Source organism: Pseudomonas aphyarum (assembly GCF_028657055.1).
Classification (GTDB): Bacteria; Pseudomonadota; Gammaproteobacteria; order Pseudomonadales; family Pseudomonadaceae; genus Aquipseudomonas; species Aquipseudomonas aphyarum.
This window is the reverse complement of the sequence record NZ_JAMDGS010000001.1, coordinates 335,896-359,104: the sequence shown is the minus strand read 5'-3', so window position 1 is coordinate 359,104 and position 23,209 is coordinate 335,896. Positions and strand designations below refer to the sequence as shown.

Genomic DNA, 23,209 nt, shown 5'->3' with positions numbered 1-23,209 from the left:
GGCACCTGATGCCGGGGCCTGACTGGCAGGGCGCGTGCTGTCCCTGCCTGATCACAAAAATAATGTAGTCATGGACGGTAGCCTCCGATGCTCGACAACACTTCCTTGCGTGGGACGAATCCCGCGCAGCCCGACGTTTGCTCCTTGAAACCGTTCGATGCGGACCTGTGCGTGCACGGTCTGTTTGAAGCGCAGGTGCTGCGCGCCCCCGACGCGATCGCCGCGCGCTGGCAGCAGGAGGCGCTCAGTTATCGTGAACTGAACACCCGCGCCAATCGCTTGGCCCGTCACCTGCGCAGCCTCGGGGTCGGGCCGGACGTGCGGGTCGGGCTGTGTCTGGAGCGTTCGCTGGAGATGTTGGTCGGCGTACTCGCGGTGCTCAAGGCCGGCGGCGCCTATGTGCCGCTGGACCCGACCTATCCGCAGGCGCGGCTGGCGCACATGCTGGCCGACAGCGCACCGCCGGTGGTGCTGACTCACGGCCAGGCGCGTGATGTTTTGCGGGCGGCGCTCGAACAGTCGGCGACTGCACCTGCGATATTGGATCTGGCCGACGCTCATGACTGGACTTCGCTCTCGGCGGACAATCCCGATTCTCACGCAATCGGCCTGACACCCCGGCACCTGGCTTACGTGATCTACACCTCCGGCTCCACCGGCACCCCGAAAGGCGTGATGGTCGAGCATCGCGGACTGGTCGCCGTGAGCGCCGACTGGGCGCAGCTCTATGCTCTGGGCGAGCCGATCAATCATCTGCAGATGGCCGGTTTTTCCTTCGACGTGTTCAGCGCCGACCTGATCCGCTCGCTGGGTTTTGGCGGCACGCTGGTGCTCTGCCCACGGGACACCCTGATAGACCCGCCGGCCCTGTATCGCCTGATGCGCGAGGCGCAGATTGGCTTTGCCGACTTCGTGCCTGCGCTGCTCAATCCTTTGCTGGCGTGGGTCGAAGAGACCGGCCATGACTTGTCGTTCCTGCGCACGGTGGTCTGCGGCTCGGACATCTGGACCGCCCACAGCGCACGGCAATTGCGCAGGCTGTGCGGTGATCGCGTGCAGATCGTCCAGGCCTATGGCGTGACCGAAGCGAGCATCGACAGCACCTGTTTCGAGTTCACCGACAGCAGCCAGATCGACGCGGTGCTGCCCATCGGCCGGGCACTGCCCAATACCCGGATTTACCTGCTCGATGCTGACCGCAAACCGGTTGCCGAGGGTGTTGCGGGAGAGTTGTACATCGGTGGCGTCGGCGTGGCGCGCGGTTATCTGAACCTGCCACAACTCACCAGCGAGCGTTTCATCGACAGCCCGTTCGTGGCGGGCGAACGCCTTTACCGCACCGGGGATCTGGCGCGTTACCGGGCCGACGGCCAACTGGAATTCCTCGGCCGCAACGACTCCCAGGCCAAGTTGCGCGGCCTGCGTCTGGAGCTGGGGGAAATCGAAACCCGGCTGGCGGATATCCCGGGCGTGCGGGAAAGCGTGGTGCTGCTGCGTCAGGACAGTCCCGGTGAGCCGCGTCTGGTCGCCTACTACTGCGAAAAACCAGACACCACTTTGAGCCCGCGCTCACTGCGCGAACAGCTGCAAATCAGCCTGCCGGACTACATGGTGCCGACCGCATTCGTGCGTCTCGATGCACTGCCGCTGACCGCCAACGGCAAGGTCGATCGTCCCGGTCTGCCGGCGCCGGACGTCGAGACGTTCGATCAGCAGGAATACCAAACGCCTCACGGTTCTTTGGAAACCGCGCTCGCCGCGATCTGGGCCGACGTGCTCGGCGTCGAGCGTATCGGGCGCCAGGATCAGTTCTTCGCCCTCGGTGGTCACTCGCTGCTGGTGATGCGCGTGCTGGCGCAGGTTCGCCATACGCTGGGGCTGGAAGTCGCGCCTTCGACGCTGTTTGCCGCACCGGTTCTGGCGCAGTTCGCCGAACGGCTGCAAGCCAGTCAGGCTGCGGCTCGCCCGGCCATTACGGCCCTTGAAGGCACGGGCGCGCAAACGTTGTCGTCTGCCCAGCAGCGCCTGTGGTTTCTGGCGCAAATGGAGGGTGGCAACGCGGCGTATCACATGCCGCTGAACCTGCGTTTGCGCGGTTCGCTGGACGAGCCGGCACTCGAGCGCAGCTTCAATCAACTGGTGGCGCGCCATGCTGCACTGCGAACCACGTTCATCGCCGTTGAAGGGGAAGGGCGACAACTGGTTTCGCCGCCTGCGCACAGCATCCGGCTGACGGTGACTGACGTGCAGGGGCACGATGCACAAGAACGCCTGACCTGCTTGATCGACGAGGAGGGCGCCCGACCGTTCGACCTGAGCCGTGGCCCGCTGATGCGGGTCAGCCTGCTGCGGCTGGCGGCGGATGACCATGTGTTGCTGCTGACCCAGCATCACATCATCTCCGATGGCTGGTCGATGGGCGTGCTCACCCGCGAGCTGGGTCAGCTGTACGCAGCGGCGTTGCTGGATCGCGACGATCCACTGCCACCCTTGCCCGTGCAGTACGTGGATTACGCCGTATGGCAAAAGCAGTGGCTGTCCGGCGACGTGCTGGAACAGCAAAGTCGTTACTGGCGCGAAACCCTCACCGGCGCGCCGGTGCTGCTGGAGTTGCCGACCGATCACAAGCGTCCGCCTGTGCAGGATTACCTCGGCGGTTTTGTCCCGCTGGTCTTTGACGCCACCCTGACCGCAGGCCTGAAAGCCCTGGGCATGCAGCAAGGCACCACGCTGTTCATGAATCTGCTGGCCGGTTTTTCGCTTCTGCTGTCGCGTCTGTCGGGGCAGGGCGATGTGGTGATCGGCGTGCCATCGGCCAACCGTCCGCAGCAGGAACTGGAAGGGCTGATCGGATTCTTCGTCAACACCCTCGCGTTGCGCATGACTCAGTCGGGTACGCCGTCGGTAGCGCAATGGCTGCAGCAGGCGCGGCGGGTGGCACTGGACGCTCAAGAGCATCAGGACCTGCCGTTCGAGCAAGTGGTGGAATTGCTCAACCCGCCGCGCAGTCTCGCCCACGGTCCGTTGTTCCAGGTGCTGTTTGCCTGGGAGCAGGATCAGGATTCCGACTTGCTGCTGACCGGGCTCGACGTTACGCCGGTCGAGAGCAGTCATCACGTGGCCAAGTTCGATCTGCAACTGGCGCTCAGTGAGCGCGACGGGCAGATCGTCGGTGGTCTGGAATACGCCTCGGGCCTGTTCGAGCGCAGCACCGTCGAGCAGTTCGGCGAGTACCTGCGCCGGGTGCTGACGCAGATGGTCGAGGACAGCCAACAGTCGCTGGCGAAGATCAAGCTGCTGAGCGCCGAGCAACACCAGCAGATCGTTCATGACTGGAACCGCACCGCCCGGGATACCGCGTCGTTGCCCGGATGCGTGGCGCGTTTTGAAACCCTTGCCCGGCAAACGCCCGACGCCGTCGCGCTGCTCGCCGACCGTGAGCAGCTGAGTTACGGCGAGCTGAATCGTGCCGCCAACCGAATCGCGCATTACCTGATCGAACAAGGCGTCGGCCCTGAGCATCGCGTCGGCCTGTGCCTGGAACGCTCGCCGCAAATGGTCATCGGCCTGCTGGCGATCCTCAAGGCCGGCGCGGCGTACGTGCCGTTCGACCCGGCTTACCCGAGCGAACGTCTGGCGTTCATGTTCAGCGATGCCGCGCCGACCATGCTGTTGACGCAATCGAGCCTGATGGCCGGGCTGCCGGCCAACGAGGCGAAAATCTGCTGCCTGGACACCGACGTATCGCAATGGGAGCAACACCCGACTGATGATCCGCAAGTCAATGTGAGCCCGGAAGACCTCGGCTACGTGCTCTACACCTCCGGTTCAACCGGGCGCCCCAAAGGCGTGGCCCACAGCCGTCGCGCGCTGGACAACCTGATCGCCTGGCAGCTCGATCAAGCCACTGCACCACAACGCGTGCTGCAATTCGCCTCGCTGAACTTCGACGTCTCGTTCCAGGAAATCTGCAGCACGCTCTGCCAGGGCGGCAGCCTGTTGCTGATGACCGAGGACAGCCGCAAGGACCTTGCTGCGCTGCGCCCGACCCTGGTGGCCGAAGGCGTGCAGCGTTCGTTTCTGCCGTTCGCCGTGTTGCAGCAACTCGCCGGCCTGACCGAGCCCGATGCGCCGATGCCGGTCGGTGGGTGCGAAATCATCACTGCCGGGGAAGCTCTGCAAATCAACGACGAGCTGCGTGGTTTTGTCCGTGGGCTCGGGGGCGCGCAGTTGCATAACCAGTACGGGCCGACCGAAACCCATGTGGTCAGCCAGTTCAGCCTCGACTGCAACGAGGCCGAATCCTGGCCGGACGCGCCGCCCATTGGCCGTCCCATCGCCAACGCGCGACTGTACGTGCTGGACGAGCATCTGAATCCGGTCCCGGTCGGTGTGGCGGGCGAGTTGTACATCGCTGGCGCCTGCCTGGCCCGTGGCTATCTGAACCGCCCGGACCTGACCGCCGAACGCTTCCTGCCGGATCCGTTCAGTGCCGAACCGGGCGCGCGGATGTACCGCAGCGGCGACCTCGCGAAGTTCCAGGCCGACGGCAACGTGCAATACCTGGGACGCATCGACCAACAGGTGAAACTGCGTGGCTTCCGCATCGAACTCGGCGAGATCGACAGCCTGTTGCATCAACAACCCGGCGTGCAGGAGGCCGCCGTGTTGCTGCGTGAAGACGTGGCCGGGGACAAGCGTCTGGTGGCCTACGTGGTCGGTTCCGCGACCAGCGAATTCTTGCGCGCCGAACTGCAACGCCAGTTGCCCGAACACATGATCCCGAGTGCCTGGGTCCGGCTCTCGCAATTGCCGCTGACCCGCAACGGCAAGCTCGACCGCCAGGCGCTGCCGGCACCGGAACGCAGCGCCGGGGCAACTTACGAGGCGCCGCGCAACGACGTTGAACGGCAAATGGCCGAGATCTGGGCCGAAGTACTCAAGTGCGAGCGGGTCGGCATCCACGACAACTTCTTCGACCTCGGCGGCCACTCGCTGCTGGCGACGCGGATGATCTACGCGATCAACCAGCGGATGGGCGCGCAACTGTCACTGAGCAGCCTGTTCCAGACGCCGGTGTTGCTGGATCTGGCGGCGCAGGTCTCGTCTGATGATCAAGGTATCGAACCTGCGTTTATCCAGATCGAGCCGGATCGCGGTAATCGACATGAACCGTTCCCTCTGACCGATATCCAGCAGGCCTACTGGTTCGGTCGCGAGGCCACGGTCAGCCTCGGTGGCGTCAGCGCCCACGGCTACGAAGAACTGCGTATTCCCGAATTAGACGCCGAGCGTTTCGAGCAGGCGCTGAACCGCATGATCCTGCGCCACGACATGCTGCGCGTGGTGTTCCTCAGCGACGGCACCCAGCAAGTGCTGGCGCAGGTGCCGACCTATCGCATGCCGCGCAGCGATCTGCGCGGTTTACTCGCTGAAGTGGCGCAACGCACGCTGGAAGCGACCCGCGAACGCCAGTCCCATCAGGTGCTGGACGCCAGTCGCTGGCCGCTGTTCGAGTTCAGCCTGTCGCTGCTCGATGACGGCATCACCCATCTGCACATCAGCCTCGACGCGCTGATCGTCGACGCCGCGAGCACGCAGATTCTCGCTCGCGAACTCATGGCGTTCTACGTCGATCCGACGCTGGATCTGACCGAACCGGGCCTGACCTTCCGCGACTACGTGCTGGCCGAACAGCAACTGCGCAACGGCCGGCGCTACGAGCAGGCGCTGGGTTACTGGCGCGAACGAGTGACTACGTTGGCCCCGGCGCCAGACCTGCCATTGGTGCGCCAACCCGAAAGCATCGCCAACCCGCACTTCACCCGCCGCGACCGCGACATGTCGGCCGCGCAGTGGACGCAGCTCAAATCCGTCGCCAAACAGTTTGCAGTGACGCCATCGGTGATGCTCCTGACCGCGTTCAGCGAAGTGCTGGCGCTGTGGAGCCGCACGCCGCGTTTCACCCTGAGCCTGCCGCTGTTCAACCGTATGCCGTTGCACACCGATGTCGACGAAATCATCGGCGACTTCACCTCGCTGGTGCTGCTGGAAGTCGGCATCGACGGAACACAAACCTTTACCGACAAGGCCCGCGCCGTGCAGGCGCAACTGTGGCGCGACATCGACCATTCGGTGGTCAGCGGCGTGCGGGTGCTGCGCGAATTGTCCCAGGCCCGGGGCGTGCAACAGACGGCGATGCCGATCGTGTTCAACAGCACACTGTCGGAAGCGGCGCCGGAGCTGGCCGAATTCAACCTGGCCGACGCATTGAACGCCAGGCACATGCACAGCATCACCCAGACGCCGCAGGTATGGCTCGACCACACGTTGCTGGAGCTGGAAGGACGCCTGCTGTTCAACTGGGACAGCATCGACGAACTGTTCCCGCAAGGCATGATCGAGCAGATGTTCGTCGCCTATAACACCCTGCTCGACAGCCTGTGCGAGCCGGCAGCCTGGGGCGCGAACACGCCACAACTTCTGCCACAGGCGCGGTTGCCGGCGCCGGTCGACATTCAGCAAACGCTGCCGTTGATGCACGAACTGTTCGAGCGTCAGGCCCTCGCCACACCGGATGCACTGGCGGTAATCGGCGCGCGACAGCTGACATACGCCCAGCTTCGCTTTGAGGCCCGACAACTCGGCGCCCGGCTGCGAGCGCAGGGTGTGCTGCCGAACCGGTTGGTCGCAGTGGTGATGGAGCGCGGTTGGGAGCAAGTGGTCGCAACGCTGGCGATTCTGTATGCCGGCGGTGCTTACCTGCCGATCGAACCGACTCAGCCGGCGGAACGGCTGCGGCATATTCTGGAGCGGGCGGAGGCGAGTCTGGCCCTGACCCAACCGGCGCTGCTCGACAAGATCGAATGGCCGGCGCAGGTCACGGCCATTGCCGTGACCGATGAAGTCTCAAACGATGTCTTGCCACTGCAACCGGTGCAGGTGAACGAAAGCGACCTCGCTTACGTGATCTACACCTCTGGCTCCACCGGTCAGCCGAAAGGCGTGGTGATCGACCATCGCGGCGCGGTCAATACACTGCTCGACATCAACCGCCGCTTTGCCGTCGGCCCGAACGACCGCGTATTGGCGATCTCCTCGCTGAGCTTCGATCTGTCGGTCTACGACTTCTTCGGCACGTTGGCGGTGGGCGCGGCGGTGGTCATCCTCGACCCGCAACTGACTCTCGATCCGGCGCACTGGCTGGCGTTGATCGAACGTCATCAGGTCAGCCTGTGGAACTCGGTGCCGGCGCTGCTCGGTATGCTGGTCGAGTACGTGGAGGGCGAGGGTGGCGCGTTGCCGGCCAGCCTGCGGGTGGCGATGCTGTCCGGCGACTGGATTCCGTTGACCCTGCCCGAGCGGGCCTGGGCCTTGCAGCCGAAGTTGCAACTGATCAGCCTGGGCGGCGCCACCGAGGCGTCGATCTGGTCGATCTCTTATCCGGTGACGCACGTCGACCCGGCCTGGCGCAGCATTCCCTACGGCAAGGCCCTCGATCATCAGCGTTTCTACGTGCTGGATGAAGCGCTGCAAGTGCGACCGACCTGGGTCGCGGGGCAGCTGTACATCGGCGGCATCGGTCTGGCCAAAGGTTACTGGCGCGATGAAAAACTCAGCGCGGGCAGTTTCTTCAATCATCCGCTGACCGGCGAACGGCTGTACCGCACTGGCGACCTCGGGCGTTTGCTGCCGGACGGCAACATCGAATTCCTCGGTCGCGAAGACAATCAGGTCAAGGTGCAGGGCTATCGTATCGAGCTGGGCGAGATCGAAGCCGCACTCAATCGCCATCCCGGCGTGCAGAGCGCGGTGGTGCGGATTCTCGGCCGCACGCTGGGCGAGAAACGTCTGGCGGGCTACGTGCTCAAGGCCGATCCGGCGTTGCAGGCCAGCGATTTCAGCGCGTACCTGAGCGACAAACTGCCGGCCTACATGATTCCTGCGTCGTTCACCTTCGTTGACGCGTGGCCGTTGTCGTCCAACGGCAAGGTCGACAAGAAACGCCTGCCGGAGCCTGAGCAAATCGAGGAACAGGGGCCGTTGTTGGAAGTCGAGGGCCCGCAAGAACAGCGGCTGGTGGAAATCGTGCAGGACGTGCTCAAGCGCGAATCCATTGCCGCCAATGCCAATCTGCTGAACCTCGGTGCAACGTCGATCGATATCGTCCGGATCAGCAATGCCTTGTCCAGCGCCTTGCAGTTCCGCCCCCATGTGGCGCAACTGCTGGCCCAGCCAACGTTGCTTCATCTGCTCGGCATGTACCGCCAGAATCGAGCGCGTCAGGATCTGCTCGGCAACGTGCAGCACGCACCGGAACCGGTGCAGGACATCATCGAGGATCCCCAGCAGCGGGCGCAGTTCAAAGCCGAACAGCGTGGGCGCCGCGACTTCGCTCAAGCCTTGCCGGCAGTGGCACTGGAGCTGCCGCAAGCCCCGGCCTTCGTCCGACGCTTGAGCGATTACCGCTCGGTGCGTCAATACGATCTGCAACCGATCACCACCCAGGCCTTCGCCCATGTACTGGCGGCGCTGGCCCAGGGGCAACTCGACGGCGAAGTGAAATACCAGTTCCCGTCGGCGGGCGGTCTGTACCCGATTCAGGCGTACCTCTACGTCAAAGCGGATCGCGTGCTCGGCGTGCCCGGTGGCGCGTATTACTACGATCCTCGCCAGCATCGTTTGCTGGCGCTCCAGAGCGGATTGCTCGACCCGGACACCTACGACTATTTCGTCAACCGTCCGGTGTACGAGAACGCCGCGTTCTCGCTGTTCTTCATCGCCGACATGGCCGCGATCCGCCCGTTGTATGGCGAGCGCAGCCGCGACTTCTGCCATATCGAAAGCGGCGCCATGGCCCAGTTGCTGAGCATGACCGCCGTCGAGCATGGCCTGGGCTTGTGCGGCATCGGTTCGGTCGAGGAACAGCAACTGACAACGCTGTTCGATCTGGGGCCAAGCCATGAATTGATCTACTCGATGATCGGCGGGCTGCGCACGGCCGATGAACAACACCGCGCGCCGGTCGAGGCGTTTGCCATCGAGCCTGTGACCGCAAGCCTGGACGACGAAGACATGGAGGAGTTCGAAGTATGAATGCCGATCAATTGCTGGCGTTGTTCGCTCGCCATGGCGTGGTGCTCGAAGTGGACGGTGACAGGCTGCGCTGCAAGGCGCCGCGCGGGTTTCTCACCGAAGACCTGACCCAGGCGCTCAAGCGTCACAAACAGGAACTGATCGCCTTGCTCGGCGGGCACGATGACGCGGCGATTCCCCGCCGATCCGGCGAGCACGCGTCCTGGCCGTTGTCGTTCTCGCAGCGGCAACTGTGGTTTCTCGATCAACTGGAACCCGGCAACCCGTTCTACAACGTGCCCACGGCGGTGACGCTCAAAGGGCAGTTGAACGTCGCGCAGCTGGAACGGGCGCTGAACCAACTGGTGGCCCGCCATGAAGTCCTGCGCACAACGTTTTGCAGCGTGGACGGTGAACCGCGTCAGGTGGTGCACCCGTCGATGCCGCTGTCGTTGTTGTTGACGGATCTGCGCCAGTTGCCTGCCGACGAGCGTGAGCAGCAAGTGCGATTCGCCGTCGAGCAGGATGCCCGGGCGCCGTTCGATCTGGCCAACGGGCCGTTGCTGCGGGCGTCCTTACTGCGCGTGGCGGACGACGAATTCCTGTGGCTGTACAGCGTGCACCACATCATCGCCGACGGCTGGTCGATGGGCGTGATCCTGCATGAAGTCGCCACGCTGTACGGCGATTATCTGTGTGGCGAAACCCCGACGCTTGCGCCGCTGCCGGTGCAATACGCCGACTACGCCTGCTGGCAGCAACAGCGCGTCGGCGGTGCGGTGCTGGACGCACAGCTCGAATACTGGCGTCGCACCCTGGACGACGCGCCGCTGTTGTCGACCTTGCCCGCCGACCGGTCGCGACCGTTGGTGCAGCGTTATGTCGGCGCCACTTTCAGTTCCTCCGTCGATGGCGGTACCTTGCGCGAACTCACGGCCCTGGCCCGGCAGACCCAGGGCACGCTGTTCAACGTGCTGCTGGGCGCATTGGCGGTGCTGCTGTGGCGCCACAGCGGTCAGCAGGACTTGTGCATCGGCACGCCGTTCGCCAATCGCAATCGCCCGGAAGTCGAGCCGCTGATTGGCCATTTCGTCAACACACTGGTGCTGCGTCAGCGCCTGAATCCGCAGCAGACTTTCGCCGAGCTGTTGCGTGAGGTGCGTGGCCAGATGCTCGACGTCCACGCCCATCAGGACGTGCCGTTCGACCGCGTAGTGGAGGCCGTCAACCCGCAGCGCGATCCCGGTCATTCGCCGTTGTTCCAGGTGATGCTGGTGTTGCAGAACACGCCGGGCAACACCGTGCAGATGCCTGGGCTGGAGCTGGCGCCGTACGGCACCAGCAGCGCCACGGCCAAGTTCGATCTGGCGTTCGAATGGGTCGAGCGGGCAGGGCGGCTGGACTTGCTGGTGGAATACAACACCGACCTTTACGACGTCGCGACCATCGAACGCCTGAGCGGGCACTACCGTCATTTGCTCGAACAGATTGCCGCCGACGCCAAGCAACCGATCAATGCCTTGCCGTTGATGAACGAGGCTGAGCGTCAGCAAGTGCTTGTGGACTTCAACCGCGCCGCGCCACTGACGCAAGCGGCGCCCTGCGTGCATCAACTGGTCGAAGCGCAGGCCGCGAGCAACCCTCAGGCCTGCGCAGTGGTCTTCGAGGGCGAATCCCTGAGCTACACCGAACTCAATGCCCGCGCCAACCGACTGGCGCGGCATCTGCGCACGTTGGGCGTCGGCCCGGAGGTGCGCGTCGCGGTGTGCATCGAGCGCTCGCTGGAATTGCCGGTGGCGCTGCTGGCGGTGCTCAAGGCCGGTGGCGCCTACGTGCCGCTGGATCCGGATTATCCGTTGGGACGCCTGAGCCATATGCTCGGCGACAGCACGCCGGCGGTGCTGCTGACTCTCGGTTCGGCGCACGGAATCTTGCGTCAGGCCGTGCAAGGCTCGAACTGGGAAGCGCCAATCCTCGACCTCGAACAAGATGCCGCGAGCTGGGCGTCGCTGCCGGCGGACAATCTCGACCCACGCAATGTCGGCGTCACCCCTGACCATCTCGCCTACGTGATCTACACCTCCGGCACCACCGGCTTGCCCAAGGGCGCGATGGTCGCCCACCGTGGCTTGAGCAATTTGCTGCTGTGGTGTTTGCAGGTCTGCGGCGAGGCGGGCGCGATGCTGCACAAGATCCCGTTCGGTTTCGATGCTTCGGCGTGGGAGACCTTCTGGCCGCTGGCAACCGGCGGTCGGCTGGTGATCGCACGGCCCGGCGGGCATTACGAACCGGCGTATCTGGCCCGCGAGGTGCGCGAGCAACAGGTCACGGCGCTGGTGTTCGTGCCGGCGATGTTGCAGCTGTTTCTGGAGGTTGACGAGGTCAGCCAGTGTACGTCGCTGACCGATGTGTTCAGTGGCGGCGGTGAACTGCCGCCAGCCCTGGCCCGGCGTTTTCAGGAACGCTTGCCCCATGTGCGGCTGCACAACGTTTACGGCCCGACCGAGACCACGGTGATCAACAGCATCTGGACCCTGGAGCCCGGCGCCGAGGCGCCGGCCCGGCAACTGCCGATCGGTCGGCCGATTTCCAGCAACCGCTTTTACGTACTCGATGACCGCGACGAGCCGGTGCCGGTTGGCGTGACCGGGCATCTGCACATTGGCGGCGTCGGCGTGGCCCGGGGTTATCTGGGGCTGGCGCAGCTCAGTGCCGAGCGCTTTATCGACAACCCGTTTTTGGCAGGTGATCGGCTCTATCGCAGCGGCGATCTGGCGCGTTATCGCGCGGACGGTCAGCTGGAATTTCTCGGGCGCAACGATTTTCAGGTCAAGTTGCGTGGTGTGCGTTTGGAACTGGGCGAGATAGAAGCCCGGCTCGAAGCGTTTCCCGGCATCCGCAGCGCCGTGGTGCTGATGGTCGGCGAAGCGGCGCAGGACCAGCGACTGGTGGCCTGTTGTGTGGTGGCCGAGCCCGTGGACGAAGCAGCGGTGCACGCTCATCTGGCGACGACCCTGCCCAGAGCCGTAATCCCCGGCAGCTATCTGTGGCTCGACGCGCTGCCGCTGACTGCCAATGGCAAAGTCGACCGTGCGGCGCTGACAGCGTTGGCGGACGAAGAAATGGTCAACCGTCAGGTCAACCTGAGCAGCCCGCGCGACCACATCGAACTGGCGTTGTACCAGATCTGGAAAAGCCTGTTGCTGGCGCCGCAGATCGGCATTCGTGACAACTTCTTCAATGTCGGCGGCACCTCGATCGCCGCGATCAAGATGGCCCATGAGATCAGCCAGCAGTTTGCCGTCGAAGTGCCGGTGCGCGTGGTGCTCAGCTACCCGACCATCGAAGCACTGGGCGGCTGGCTGCGGGTCGGGGCCAATCCGGCGCTGGCACAGAGCAACCTGATCGAATTCCGTCGCGGCAGCGGCCAGCACAACGTGGTGTGCATTCACCCGGCGGGCGGCACGGCGTTCTGTTACCTGTCGCTGGCCAAAGTGCTGCCGGATGAAACCGGCGTGTACGGGGTGCAATCGCCGGGACTCAATCCGGGGGAGAGCACCGAGCCGACGGTCGAAGCGATGGCCGAGGCTTACTTGCGCCAGATCGAACCGCTGACGCAGCAACCGCTGATCCTCACCGGGCTGTCGTTCGGTGGTCTGGTGGCCTATGAAATGGCGCGGCGGTTGACGGCGGTGGGGCATCGTCAGGTGACGGTGGTGCTGCTCGACACCCAGGGCAGCGACGCTCCGGGTTTCCGCGAGCAGATCGGCACGGTGGACATGGCCGAGTTCCGCGACAAGCTGGTGCGTTTCAACGGCATGTACCCCGGCATCGAAGACGCCCAGGTCGAACGCTACTTCAACATCTACAACCACAACCGTTTGGCCATGGCCGCCTATGAGTGCGCGCCGCGCGCCGGCCGCGTAGTGCTGATCCAGGCGCGGGAAGATTTCAGCCGCCATCAGTTGCATGAACTGCGCGGCTTCTGGCGACGCCGCGCAGGCCACGGCTATCTGGCGAAACTGGTCAGCGGCGGGCACTGGGACATGCTCGAAAGCGCGGAAATCCATCGGGTCTGGCAAATCATCCGTCGGGAGCTGCAACGCTTCGACGCGCAGGAGGCGAAATGATGAGTGCGTCCAAAGACACGCCGTTGCTCGCGCGTTTTGCCGAGCAAGTGCGGCGTAATCCGCAAGCGCCGGCGGTGATCGATCAGTCGCTTACGCTGACTTACGCCGAACTGGCCAGCGCCAGCGAACGCATCGCCCGAGGGTTGCTGGCGCGCGGCGTCGAGCCCGGCCAGTCGCTGGCCTTGTGCATGCCGCGTTCCTGGCAATGGCTGGCGGCGATTCTCGGCGCGTTGAAGGTTGGCGCGGTGGTGGTCCCGCTGGATCGGGCCAGCCCGTTCAAACGCCGGGAGTTGATGTTGGCGGATGCGGCGTGTGTCGGCCTGATTACCCAGGACGAAGAGCCGTTGTGGTCGCCTTCACTGTGGCAAACCAGCGTCGAGGCCTTGCTCGATCAGCCGGACGCTCCGCCGCAAACACTGGCCGAAGACTTCGCCGAGGTGATGTTCCTGTTCTACACCTCGGGCACCACCGGCACGCCGAAAGCGGTCGAGGTGGGCGAACGCGGCTTGCTGCGTCTGGCGCACAGCGACGGCTATATCGAAGTTCGCCCGACAGACCGCTTCGCCTGTCTGTCCAACCCGGCGTTCGACGCCTGCAGTTTTGAACTGTGGGCGCCGCTGCTCAATGGCGGTTGCTGCGTGATGATCGCCGATGAGGACGTGCTGGATGCGCGACGTCTGGCCGAAGTGCTGGAGCGAACGCAGGTCGACAATCTGTTCATGACGGTGTCGCTGTTCAATACGTTGATTGCCGAGTGGCCGTCGTGTTTTTCCAGCGTGCGTCAGGTGCTGATCGGCGGTGAGCAGATCAGCGCTGCCGCCGTGCGCGGATGGTATCGGGACAATCCTGAGAGCCGCTGCCGGATTTTCAATGTTTACGGCCCGACCGAGTGCACCACGTTTGCCTTGTGTTGGCCGATCAGTCGTGACTTTGCCGGTGACTTGGCGCCGATTGGTCGACCGTTGCCGGACACTGGCGTGTTGGTGCTGGATGAGCAGCAACGGCCGGTGCCGGCGGGCGAGGTGGGCGAGCTGTATTTGAGTGGCAGAGGTGTCGCCCGTGGCTATCGCAACCGGCCTGAAGAAACCGCCCGCCAGTTTGTTCGTTTGCCCGATCTCGACGGTGGTGCGCAGGTGCATTACCGCACCGGTGATCTGGTCCGGCGTAATGCAGAAGACTTGATCGAGTACCTGGGGCGGGTCGACCGGCAGGTGAAGATTCGCGGCTTCCGGATCGAGCCGGGGGAGGTTGAACAGCGGATGCTGGAGTATCCGGGCGTGGCGCAGGTGTACGTCTGCACCCGGCGTGAGGCGGCGGAGGATCATCAGCTGCTGGCGTTCATCGTGCCTCGCGGGGATCTGGACTATCACGCTTTCGAAAACCATCTGCGGGCGCAACTGGCGCCGTATATGCGGCCGCATCAGTTATTCCTGCTGGAGCGCTTGCCGCTGACGGCCAATGGCAAGATCGACCGCGACGGCTTACTGGCCCAAGGGTTGAGTCCGTGGCATCCAGTCCTGGCGGCTACGGATAACGAAAGCGTTACGCCGGCGCTGGACTGGTTGTTGAGTCAGGCCCGCTCGCTGCTCGGCCAACCGGCCCTGAGTGCGCAGGACGACTGGCTGGGCAGCGGCGGCGATTCGCTCAAGGCCATGCGCCTGCGTTCGGCAATTCGTGTTCGTTGGCAGCGCGAGATCGTTCTCGACACGTTGCTTAACGAGCCTTTCTCGTCATTGGCCGAACAATTGACCGGTGAGCGGAACTGCGATTCGATCTACCCACCTGCGCCTGCGGTCAGCAGCGCCAAACGCCTGCCGGCCACCGCCGAACAGCGTCGGTTGTGGTTGCTGCAGCAACGTTCGCCGACTTCGACTGCCTATAGCGTGCCGCTGATTCTGCACCTGGCGGCGGGCGTTGATGTCGCGGCACTGACTGAGGCCGTGGGTCGTCTCGTGCAGCGTCATCCGGGGTTGCGCACGGCTTTTGCACCCGGTAGCGATGGACTCGATCAGGTAATCGCCGAGCAGGGGGCGACCTGTCGCACCTTCGCGGTCGGGCATTTCACCGAGGACAACTGGCAGGCCTTCGCCGAGCTGATCTTCACCGCGCCGTTCGACCTGACCACCCCGAACCTGTTTCAGGCTTGGCTGTTGCCGTTCGCCGATGGCAGCTGCCGGCTGTTGCTGAACCTGCATCACATCATCGTCGATGGTTGGTCGGTGAACCTGCTGTTCGACGACCTGACGCAGCTTTACGCCGATGTCCTGCAAGGCCGCGAAAGCCCGCAACCGGCCGCCCGACTGACGACGCTGGAGTTTGGCCAGTGGCAGCGCCAGTGGAGCGTCGATCCGCATTATCGCGATCAGCGCCGCACACTCGCCGAGCTGCATCGCCGTCAGGAAGAACCGTCGCCCGCATTGATGCCAATGCGCGAAATCAACCCGGACGCCCGGTTGCACCGGGAACCCTTGGGCACCCTGCGCAGCGCCGCTCTTGAACGCTTTTGCGCCCAACAACGGCTGACCCGTTTCGAAGTGCTGTTCAGTGTCTTCGCCTGGAGCCTGTACGCCTTGACCGGCTGCGAGCGGCCACGGATCGCCAGCCCGGTGTCCAACCGGCCGCTGGCGGAGTTCGAAGACACCGTCGGCATGTTTGCCAACACCGTGTTGATCCCCACCGCCGTCGAACAGGTATTGACCCTGAACGAGCAGTTACGCAAGCAGACCGCCACCGTGCGCGAAGTGCTGGCGTTGCAGGACGTGGCGCTGGCGGATCTGGTGGAAGACCTGCGGCTGTCGTCGAGCCCCTCGCTGTTCGATTTCATGTTCGTACTGGAAAACACCGATTACGCCGCATTGGCCGACTCGAACCTGCGCGCCACGCTGGAATTCAACCAGCAGTTGCACGCCAAGTGCCCGCTGACATTGTTGATGGTGGGGAGCGGGTCGCAGCTGGAATGCTGGTGGGAATATCAGTGCAGCTACTTCGATGGCGAACAGATGCGCGCAGTGAACGCGCTGTTCCGCCGAGGCCTGGACCTGTTGCTGGAAAGCCCGACGGCCAGGCTCGATGATTTGCTCGGTCCGTATCGACGCAGCCTGCCATCGGCCAGCGAAGGTCCGCAGATTGCGCTGCCGTTCAACATATTGTCGGATGGGTTCGGGCACCAAGTGCATTGCACGCCGGAGGCGGTCGCGCTGGTTCAAGGCCAGCACCGCCTCACCTATGGCGAACTGAATGCGCTGGCCAATACTCTGGCGGCCACCCTGATCGAGCGTCATCCCTTGCCGACCGGGAACGCGCCGCTGCATGTCGTGCTGTTCCTCGATGCCTCGGTAGAACACATCGTCGCCTTGCTGGCGCTGGCCAAACTCAACCTGACCGCCGTGCCGCTGGATCCCGCTTACCCGGTGGCGATCCAGCGTCAGGTGCTGGAACAGGCGCAACCGCATTGTGTGCTGTTCAGCGACACAACGGCCGCCGCGCTGGATGACCTGAACGCCGGACGATTCGCCTCGCATCGAGTCGATCTGAGCGCCGATGCCGGATCATTCGAACGCCCACGCCACGCCGGTGAACGGCCGCTGTACACGCTGTTTACCTCCGGATCCACCGGCACGCCCAAAGGTGTGCAAGTGTCGGAACGCACCCTGTGCAACCTGCTGCAATGGCAGCGCACCGAAGGTCAGCTGCCGGCGAAAGCGGTGACCCTGCAGTTCTCGATGCTGTCGTTCGATGTATCGTTCCAGGAGATTTTCAGCACCCTGTGCGGCGGCGGTTGTTATCACCTGATCACGCCGCGCTGGCGGCAGGATGCCGAGGCGTTGCTGGATTACATGGTCGAGGCGCGGATCGAGCGCCTGTTCCTGCCGTACGTGGCCTTGCAGCATCTGGCGCAAACCGCCGTGACCCGTGGCATTTACCCGTCGGCGTTGCGTGAAGTGATCACGGCCGGCGAGCAATTGATCTGCACCGACGCGCTGCGCAACTGGTTCGGCGGCATGCCGCAGGCCTCGCTGTTCAACCACTACGGCCCGACCGAAACCCATGTGGTCAGTGCCTTGCGCCTGCCGCCCGTGGCGCGGGACTGGCCATTGCGCGCGCCGATCGGCCATGCCGTCGGCAATGCGCGGTTGCTGCTGGTGGATGAGCACGACCGCCCGGTGCCAAACGGCAGTCGCGGCTATCTGCTGGTCGCCGGGCCGATGGTTGCCCGCTGTTATCTGGCCGATCCTGCACTGAATGCCGAGCGGTTTGCCGAGCTGGCTGACGGCTGTTTGTACTACCGCACCGGCGATCTGGCGTGGGCCGATGCCCAGGGCTGCCTGCATTATCTGGGACGTGACGATCAGCAGATCAAACTCAGCGGCCATCGTCTGGAACTGGGGCAGATCGAAGTGGCGCTGATGCAGGTGCCGGAAGTGGTCAACGCGGTGGTGGCGGTTCAGGCCGACCCGCCACGGCTGATCGCCTGGCTGCAGCTCGATGGCCAACCTGCAACGTCGAAAGCGCTGGATCGTCAGGTCGCGCGGCGACTGCCGGCCCATGTGCGAATCGATGAATACCGGCGGATCGACCGCTGGCCACGCACCCCCAGCGGCAAGATCGACCGCAAGGCCTTGCCGACTCTGGGCGAGGCTTTGGAGCGGCGTAGCACGCCACAACCGGTTGTTCAATTGAGTGCGCTGGAACGGCAACTGAGCGAGTTGTTCCAGGCAGTGATCGGCCGGGACATCGAGCCGGAGCAGACCTTCTTCGAGGCCGGCGCCACCAGTCTCGGCCTGATGCGTTTGCATGGCCGTTACGCCGAAGAGCTGCCGCACAAGGTGACGATGGCCGATCTGTTCGAGCACGTCACGGTGCGGCGTCTTGCGGCGCATCTGTCCACCGCGCCGGTGGCAGCAGTGGAGCGTGTCCGGCAGACCGATGCGGGTCATCAACCGATGGCGATCATCGGCATGTCGGTCAATGTGGCCGGGGCGCAGAATCTGTCCGAGTTCTGGTCGATGGTGCAAGGCAACGGGTTGGGCATCGAGCACTTTGCTGCCGAAGAAGGACTGGTCGGTGCTCGCAGCCAACTGGCGGGCCTGCTCGATTTCGATCCCGAGTACTTCGGCATCAGCCGTCAGGAAGCGCGCCTGATGGACCCGCATCAGCGGCATCTGCTGATGGCGTGCGTGCAGGCCCTGCAACACGCGGCCATCGTTCCGTCGGCGGACGGCCCGCGCATCGGCCTGATCGCCAGTTGCGGCGAAACCACGTATTTCCAGCAGATGCTGCGCGAGACCGCCGACGACGATCTGCCGGATGGCTTCCAGCTGGCGCTGCACCACGACAAGGATTTTCTGGCGACCAAGGCCGCGTATCACCTGGACCTCAATGGCCCGGCCCTCAGCGTGCAGGCCGCTTGCGGCAGTTCGCTGATCGCCGTGCACCTGGCCAGTTCGATGCTGCGCCAGGGCGACAGTGACGTGATGCTCGCGGCCGGGGTGTTGATCGACCCGACCCTGACCGAGGGCTACCGGCACCGCTCGCAGCACATCTTCTCCGCCGATGGTTTGTGTCGTCCGTTCAGCGACGACGCCAGTGGCACCCTCGGCGCCAGTGGTTACGGCGTGGTGGTGCTCAAACCGCTGGCCAAGGCGCGGGCCGATGGCGACCGGATCTATGCGCTGCTCGAAGGCTCGGCGTTGAACAACGATGGCCGGGCCAAGATGAGTTACACCGCGCCGTCGGTGGCCGGGCAAAGCGCGGTCATCCGCGATGCCTTGAGCCGGGCCGGGTTGACCGGTGCCGACATCGGCTACATCGAGGCCCACGGCACCGGCACCTTGCTGGGCGATCCGATCGAAGTCGCGGCGTTGACCAAGGCTTTCGGCGATGCGCCGGCCGGTCAGTGCGCATTGGCTTCGGTGAAAAGCCAGATCGGTCATCTGGGCGCGGCGGCGGGGGTGGTCGGGCTGATTCGCGCCAGTCTCGCGGTGTTCCATGGTGTGCTGCCGCCGAACCTCGGTTTTGGCCGGATCAACCCGCAGATCGATCTGGAACGTTCGCCGTTCTACGTGCCGACCACGTCCCGGCCATGGCCGGAAGGGCGGCGGCGACTGGCCGGTGTCAGCAGTTTCGGGATTGGTGGGACCAATGCGCATGTCATCGTTGGTGCCGCGCCAATCTCGCAGGAAAAGGTCGAGGAATTGCTGCCGCTGCTGCTGATTTCGGCGCATAGCCGGGCGGAGTTGCTGCGCGATATCGCGGCGATTCGTGAATATCTGCAAACCAATCCGGAGCAACACACCGCGTTGCTGCGGCACTTGCAATCAGGTCGCCGGCAATTGCGCTGGCGCTTCGCGATGGTGTGCCGGCCGGGTGACGACATTCCATCGCAGCCGACCTCGATCAAGGAAATCACCACTTCGGGCGCGCAACTTAAAATCGTTGATCAATCGCTGCAGGAGCTGCAGGAGCTGCAGGAGCTGCTGGACGCCTGGTACGAGGGCGTGAATATCCAGTGGCCGCAGCGCTCGGCACCGCCGCCCTGGGATTTGCCGCCGTCGTCGTTCGATCTTCAGCCGTATCGCTTCCAGACGCCCGTGGCCACCCAACCTGATGCGCCAGCCCTTGAGCGACAACCGCTGGCGGACTGGTTCCACCAACGACAGTGGGTGCGCACCCGGCGCTTGAGTGCGACAGCGACGGTCGGATCCCGTGAGGTGCTGATCCTGTGCAGCCATGAGGCACCGGAATCGACCTTGCTGGCGACCCTGAACACTGTCTATCGACGCGTGATTCAGGTACGCGCCGGCAATGGCTTCAAACGCTTGAGCCCGGACCGTTTCGAGCTTGATCCGCTGGACACCCAAGCCCTGAACCGGTTGCTCGCTGAGGTCGCAGAACCTGAGCTCGGCGAACTCGACTGGCTGCATGCCTTGCCGCTGGCGGTGTCGGGCGCGGTCAACGAGCAATCGCTGGATCTGGCGCAGTGGGCCTGTCTGGACACGGTCAGTGCGCTGATGCAGGCCTGGGGGCAAACCCCGCGCACGACCCGTCTGCGGCTGTGGTTGATGTCATGGCAGGCGTGCCCGGTGGACGGCGCGGTTCAGCGTCCCGAGCTGGCAGCGCTGGCCGGCATCACCGAAGTGGTGCCGCAGGAATACCCGGTGCGTTGCCATTGGCTGGATTTGCCGTCGTCGCGCCTCGAAACACAGGCCGGCGAGTTGGCAGCGCTGCTTGCCGATCCGGTTTCATTGCCTCGGCGAATGGCGGTGCGCGACGGTTACCTGTGGCAGCCACGCTTGCTGTCTCAGCCATTGACCGGCCCAACAACGACGTCTCTTTTACCGGAAGATGGAACGTTCCTCGTGCTGGGCGGCAGCGGCGGCATCGGCCGAACCTTGTGCGAACACCTGCTACAGGCACCCGCGCGCCGTGTAGTGCTGATCTCGCGCCAAGGGCAATTGCCTGAGCCACTGGCGGCGTACGCGTCGCGGATCGACTGCATCAAAGCAGACATCGCCGACCTGCCGCGCTGGCCGCAGATCCTCGATCAACTAGCCGTTCGCTACGGTCGCCTGAGCGGCGTGATTCATGCGGCGGGTGTCGGTGCGGGCAGCCTGATTCGCCACCGCGATGCCCGGCAAATGGCCGAGGCCATGGCCGCCAAAACTCGCGGCATGCTGGCGGTCGAGGCCTTGATCGAGCACCTGACGCCGGGTTTTGTCCTGTACTGCTCGTCGATGTCGGCACTGTTCGGCGGCGCGGGCCATCTGGATTACGCGGCGGCCAGCGGGGTGCTCGACGGTTTCACCCACTATCGCCCGAACCCCGCCGACACTTGCTTGCGCCTGGGGATCAACTGGGACATCTGGCGCGACATCGGCATGGCCACCACCAGCAACGGTGGAGACGCCGCGCATCTGGAGCATCTGACGGTTGGTCTGTCGGCGGAAGAGGGCTGCCGAGTGTTCGATCTGGCGATGGCGACGCAGTTGCCGCAGCTGCTGATTTCCACCACCGGCATCGACACGGCGCGGCGGTTTTATCCGGTTCGCCATGGTGCCGTGGCCGCAGTGGTCGAGGCGCCGAAGGGCGTGGATCTTTCGGTGCGCTTGCGTGAGTGCCTGTGCAAGTGGCTTGGTGTGGCCGAGCTGGAAGATGACGATTCGCTGTACGACTTGGGCGCGGATTCGCTGACGCTGCTCGACCTGATCGACGAACTGCAAGCGGCCACCGGTGAGGTGTTCCAGCTGTCGCAATTCAGCCACAAGGTCAGCCTGAGCGAGGTGGTGGGGCTGGTCTCGACCGCTACGGTTGAAGAGGCGTGCGGCGTAACACAGCAGGGCTGGCACGACGCGGTGCGGATCGATCAATGGCATGCCGGTGCGGGCCGCGACTGGCTGTACCTGATTCACCCGGTGGGCGGCGATGTTCAGGCCTATCGGGAACTGGTGTCGGCGCTGCCGGCGGAACTGGGCGTGTGCGTGATCGCCGACCCGGCGCTGCGTCTGCCGCAGTTGCCGAACATCAGCGTGGAGGAACGTGCACGCTGTTATCTGGAGGCGATCAAAACCCACTTTCCGCACGGCTGCGCTTGGCGGCTGGCAGGCTGGTCCTTCGGCGCATGGGTGGCGCAGGCGCTGTGTCATCAGGCCCAGGTTGACGGGTTCAGGCAACCGTTGTTGTACCTGATCGACCCGCCCGCGCCGGATGCCGGTGCGGAACTGGCCGGCATCGACGAGCAGACCATCGAGCAGGTGTTCCAGCGTGAGTTTGCCCAGCGCTGGCCGACGGTCGAAGGGCAGGGCATGGCCGAAGAGCGTCAGGCGTATCTGCAACGGTTGACGGTGTGCTGCCGCAACAACATGACCAGCATGCTCGACTTCCAGCCGCCGGCGCTGGCGACCACAGCGGTACGGCTGTTCATCGCCGGGCACGCCAACCCTTATGGGCTGGGCAACGCCTGGAACCCGGACGACCTGCAACGCAACTGGCAGGCCTTGCTTCCACAGTTGCGCAGCTGGCAAACCCTGGACACCGATCACTACGGCATCGTGGCGGGCCGCTGGGCGCGGTTGCTGGCCGAAGTCATCGGTACGGATGAGCCTTCGCCATGAGTGAACCAATCTCGATGCCGCGATGGTGGCTGACCTTGACCAAGGTGTTGTGCGAAGCCGAACCGGACGAGGCTTTGCGTCTGCGCTTGAGCCGATTTCACGGGCAGGTGCCGTTTCAGCTGTTTCATCTCTGGCAGACCGACGTGGTCATGCCGATGCTGTGCGAAGCCGTGCCGGAGCATCAGCAGGCGTTGCTCGCGTTGCAAAGCCTGCATCAGCGAGCGGCGCTCGGTGTGATCGGACGTCAGGGCGAATGGCGGGCCGCACTCAAGCCGGTGCTGCTGGCGCTGTATCGCAAGGCCTACGCCTATGACGCGGCGTACGCCAAGGCCCACTCCAGTGCAATGACTTACGGCCTCGCACCGGCCAACACCGCCATGATTGCCGAGCACTTCGGCGATGCTGAGGCGTTCGCCGAGTATTACGCGCAACTGAATACCGAGGCCGCTGCCACCGCGTTTGCCCAGGCTCATGCCAGTGCCAACGCCGAAGTGTCGGCCCGGGCCTTCGCGGATGACGACGCAGACACCTGCGCGCAGATTTGCGGGGCATCCGTGCGGGTTTACGTCGGGGCTTGCGCGCAGACCGATGAACAACGAAATGCCGTATTCAACCATCTCGCCGCCGGGCTCGAGCGAAGCCTGGCCACGCTGCAATCCCGTTCAACAGGAGAACGACATGAATGACGCACAACTGCAATTCGATGTGGTGATCAACGCTCAGGGTCAGTATTCGCTGTGGCCGGCGGGCAAGCCGATGGCCAGCGGCTGGAGCGAAGCGGGGATGCGTGGCGAACGCCAAATCTGTCTGGATTACATCAACGAACACTGGATCGACATGCGCCCGCGTTCGCTACGCGAGCAGTCATCAGCGTCGTTCCAATAAAAAAGGTGA

General features: G+C 64.3%; 5 protein-coding genes. All 5 read left to right on the top strand.

The window, feature by feature from the left end:
• Window positions 1-87: 87 nt before the first annotated feature.
• From M5G18_RS01615 to M5G18_RS01595, 5 genes are read left to right on the top strand one after another with little or no spacing between them, the layout of a single operon-like run.
• Window positions 88-9,096, top strand: a complete 9,009-nt coding sequence (locus M5G18_RS01615) for a non-ribosomal peptide synthetase (RefSeq protein WP_273900066.1) — start codon at window positions 88-90, stop codon at window positions 9,094-9,096.
• Entirely contained in the window at window positions 9,093-13,205 is a 4,113-nt protein-coding gene (locus tag M5G18_RS01610) for a non-ribosomal peptide synthetase (RefSeq protein WP_273900067.1), read from the top strand. Before M5G18_RS01615 ends, M5G18_RS01610 begins: the two co-directional genes overlap by 4 nt.
• Window positions 13,202-22,315, top strand: coding sequence for a hybrid non-ribosomal peptide synthetase/type I polyketide synthase (locus tag M5G18_RS01605; protein WP_273900068.1), 9,114 nt, complete (start codon window positions 13,202-13,204; stop codon window positions 22,313-22,315). Before M5G18_RS01610 ends, M5G18_RS01605 begins: the two co-directional genes overlap by 4 nt.
• Window positions 22,312-23,001: a hypothetical protein gene (locus M5G18_RS01600; RefSeq protein ID WP_273900069.1), complete on the top strand. Its 690-nt coding sequence runs from the start codon at window positions 22,312-22,314 to the stop codon at window positions 22,999-23,001. The genes M5G18_RS01605 and M5G18_RS01600 overlap by 4 nt, the downstream gene beginning before the upstream one ends.
• On the top strand, window positions 22,994-23,200 hold the full coding sequence (locus tag M5G18_RS01595) for an MbtH family protein (protein WP_007958563.1): 207 nt from the start codon (window positions 22,994-22,996) through the stop codon (window positions 23,198-23,200). The genes M5G18_RS01600 and M5G18_RS01595 overlap by 8 nt, the downstream gene beginning before the upstream one ends.
• Window positions 23,201-23,209: the final 9 nt, after the last annotated feature.

What these genes read in the sequence shown, in the direction of transcription:
- M5G18_RS01615 (WP_273900066.1), top strand. Translation starts at nt 88, where the DNA reads ATGCTCGACAACACTTCCTTGCGTGGGACGAATCCCGCGCAGCCCGAC.
- M5G18_RS01610 (WP_273900067.1), top strand. Translation starts at nt 9,093, where the DNA reads ATGAATGCCGATCAATTGCTGGCGTTGTTCGCTCGCCATGGCGTGGTG.
- M5G18_RS01605 (WP_273900068.1), top strand. Translation starts at nt 13,202, where the DNA reads ATGATGAGTGCGTCCAAAGACACGCCGTTGCTCGCGCGTTTTGCCGAG.
- M5G18_RS01600 (WP_273900069.1), top strand. Translation starts at nt 22,312, where the DNA reads ATGAGTGAACCAATCTCGATGCCGCGATGGTGGCTGACCTTGACCAAG.
- M5G18_RS01595 (WP_007958563.1), top strand. Translation starts at nt 22,994, where the DNA reads ATGAATGACGCACAACTGCAATTCGATGTGGTGATCAACGCTCAGGGT.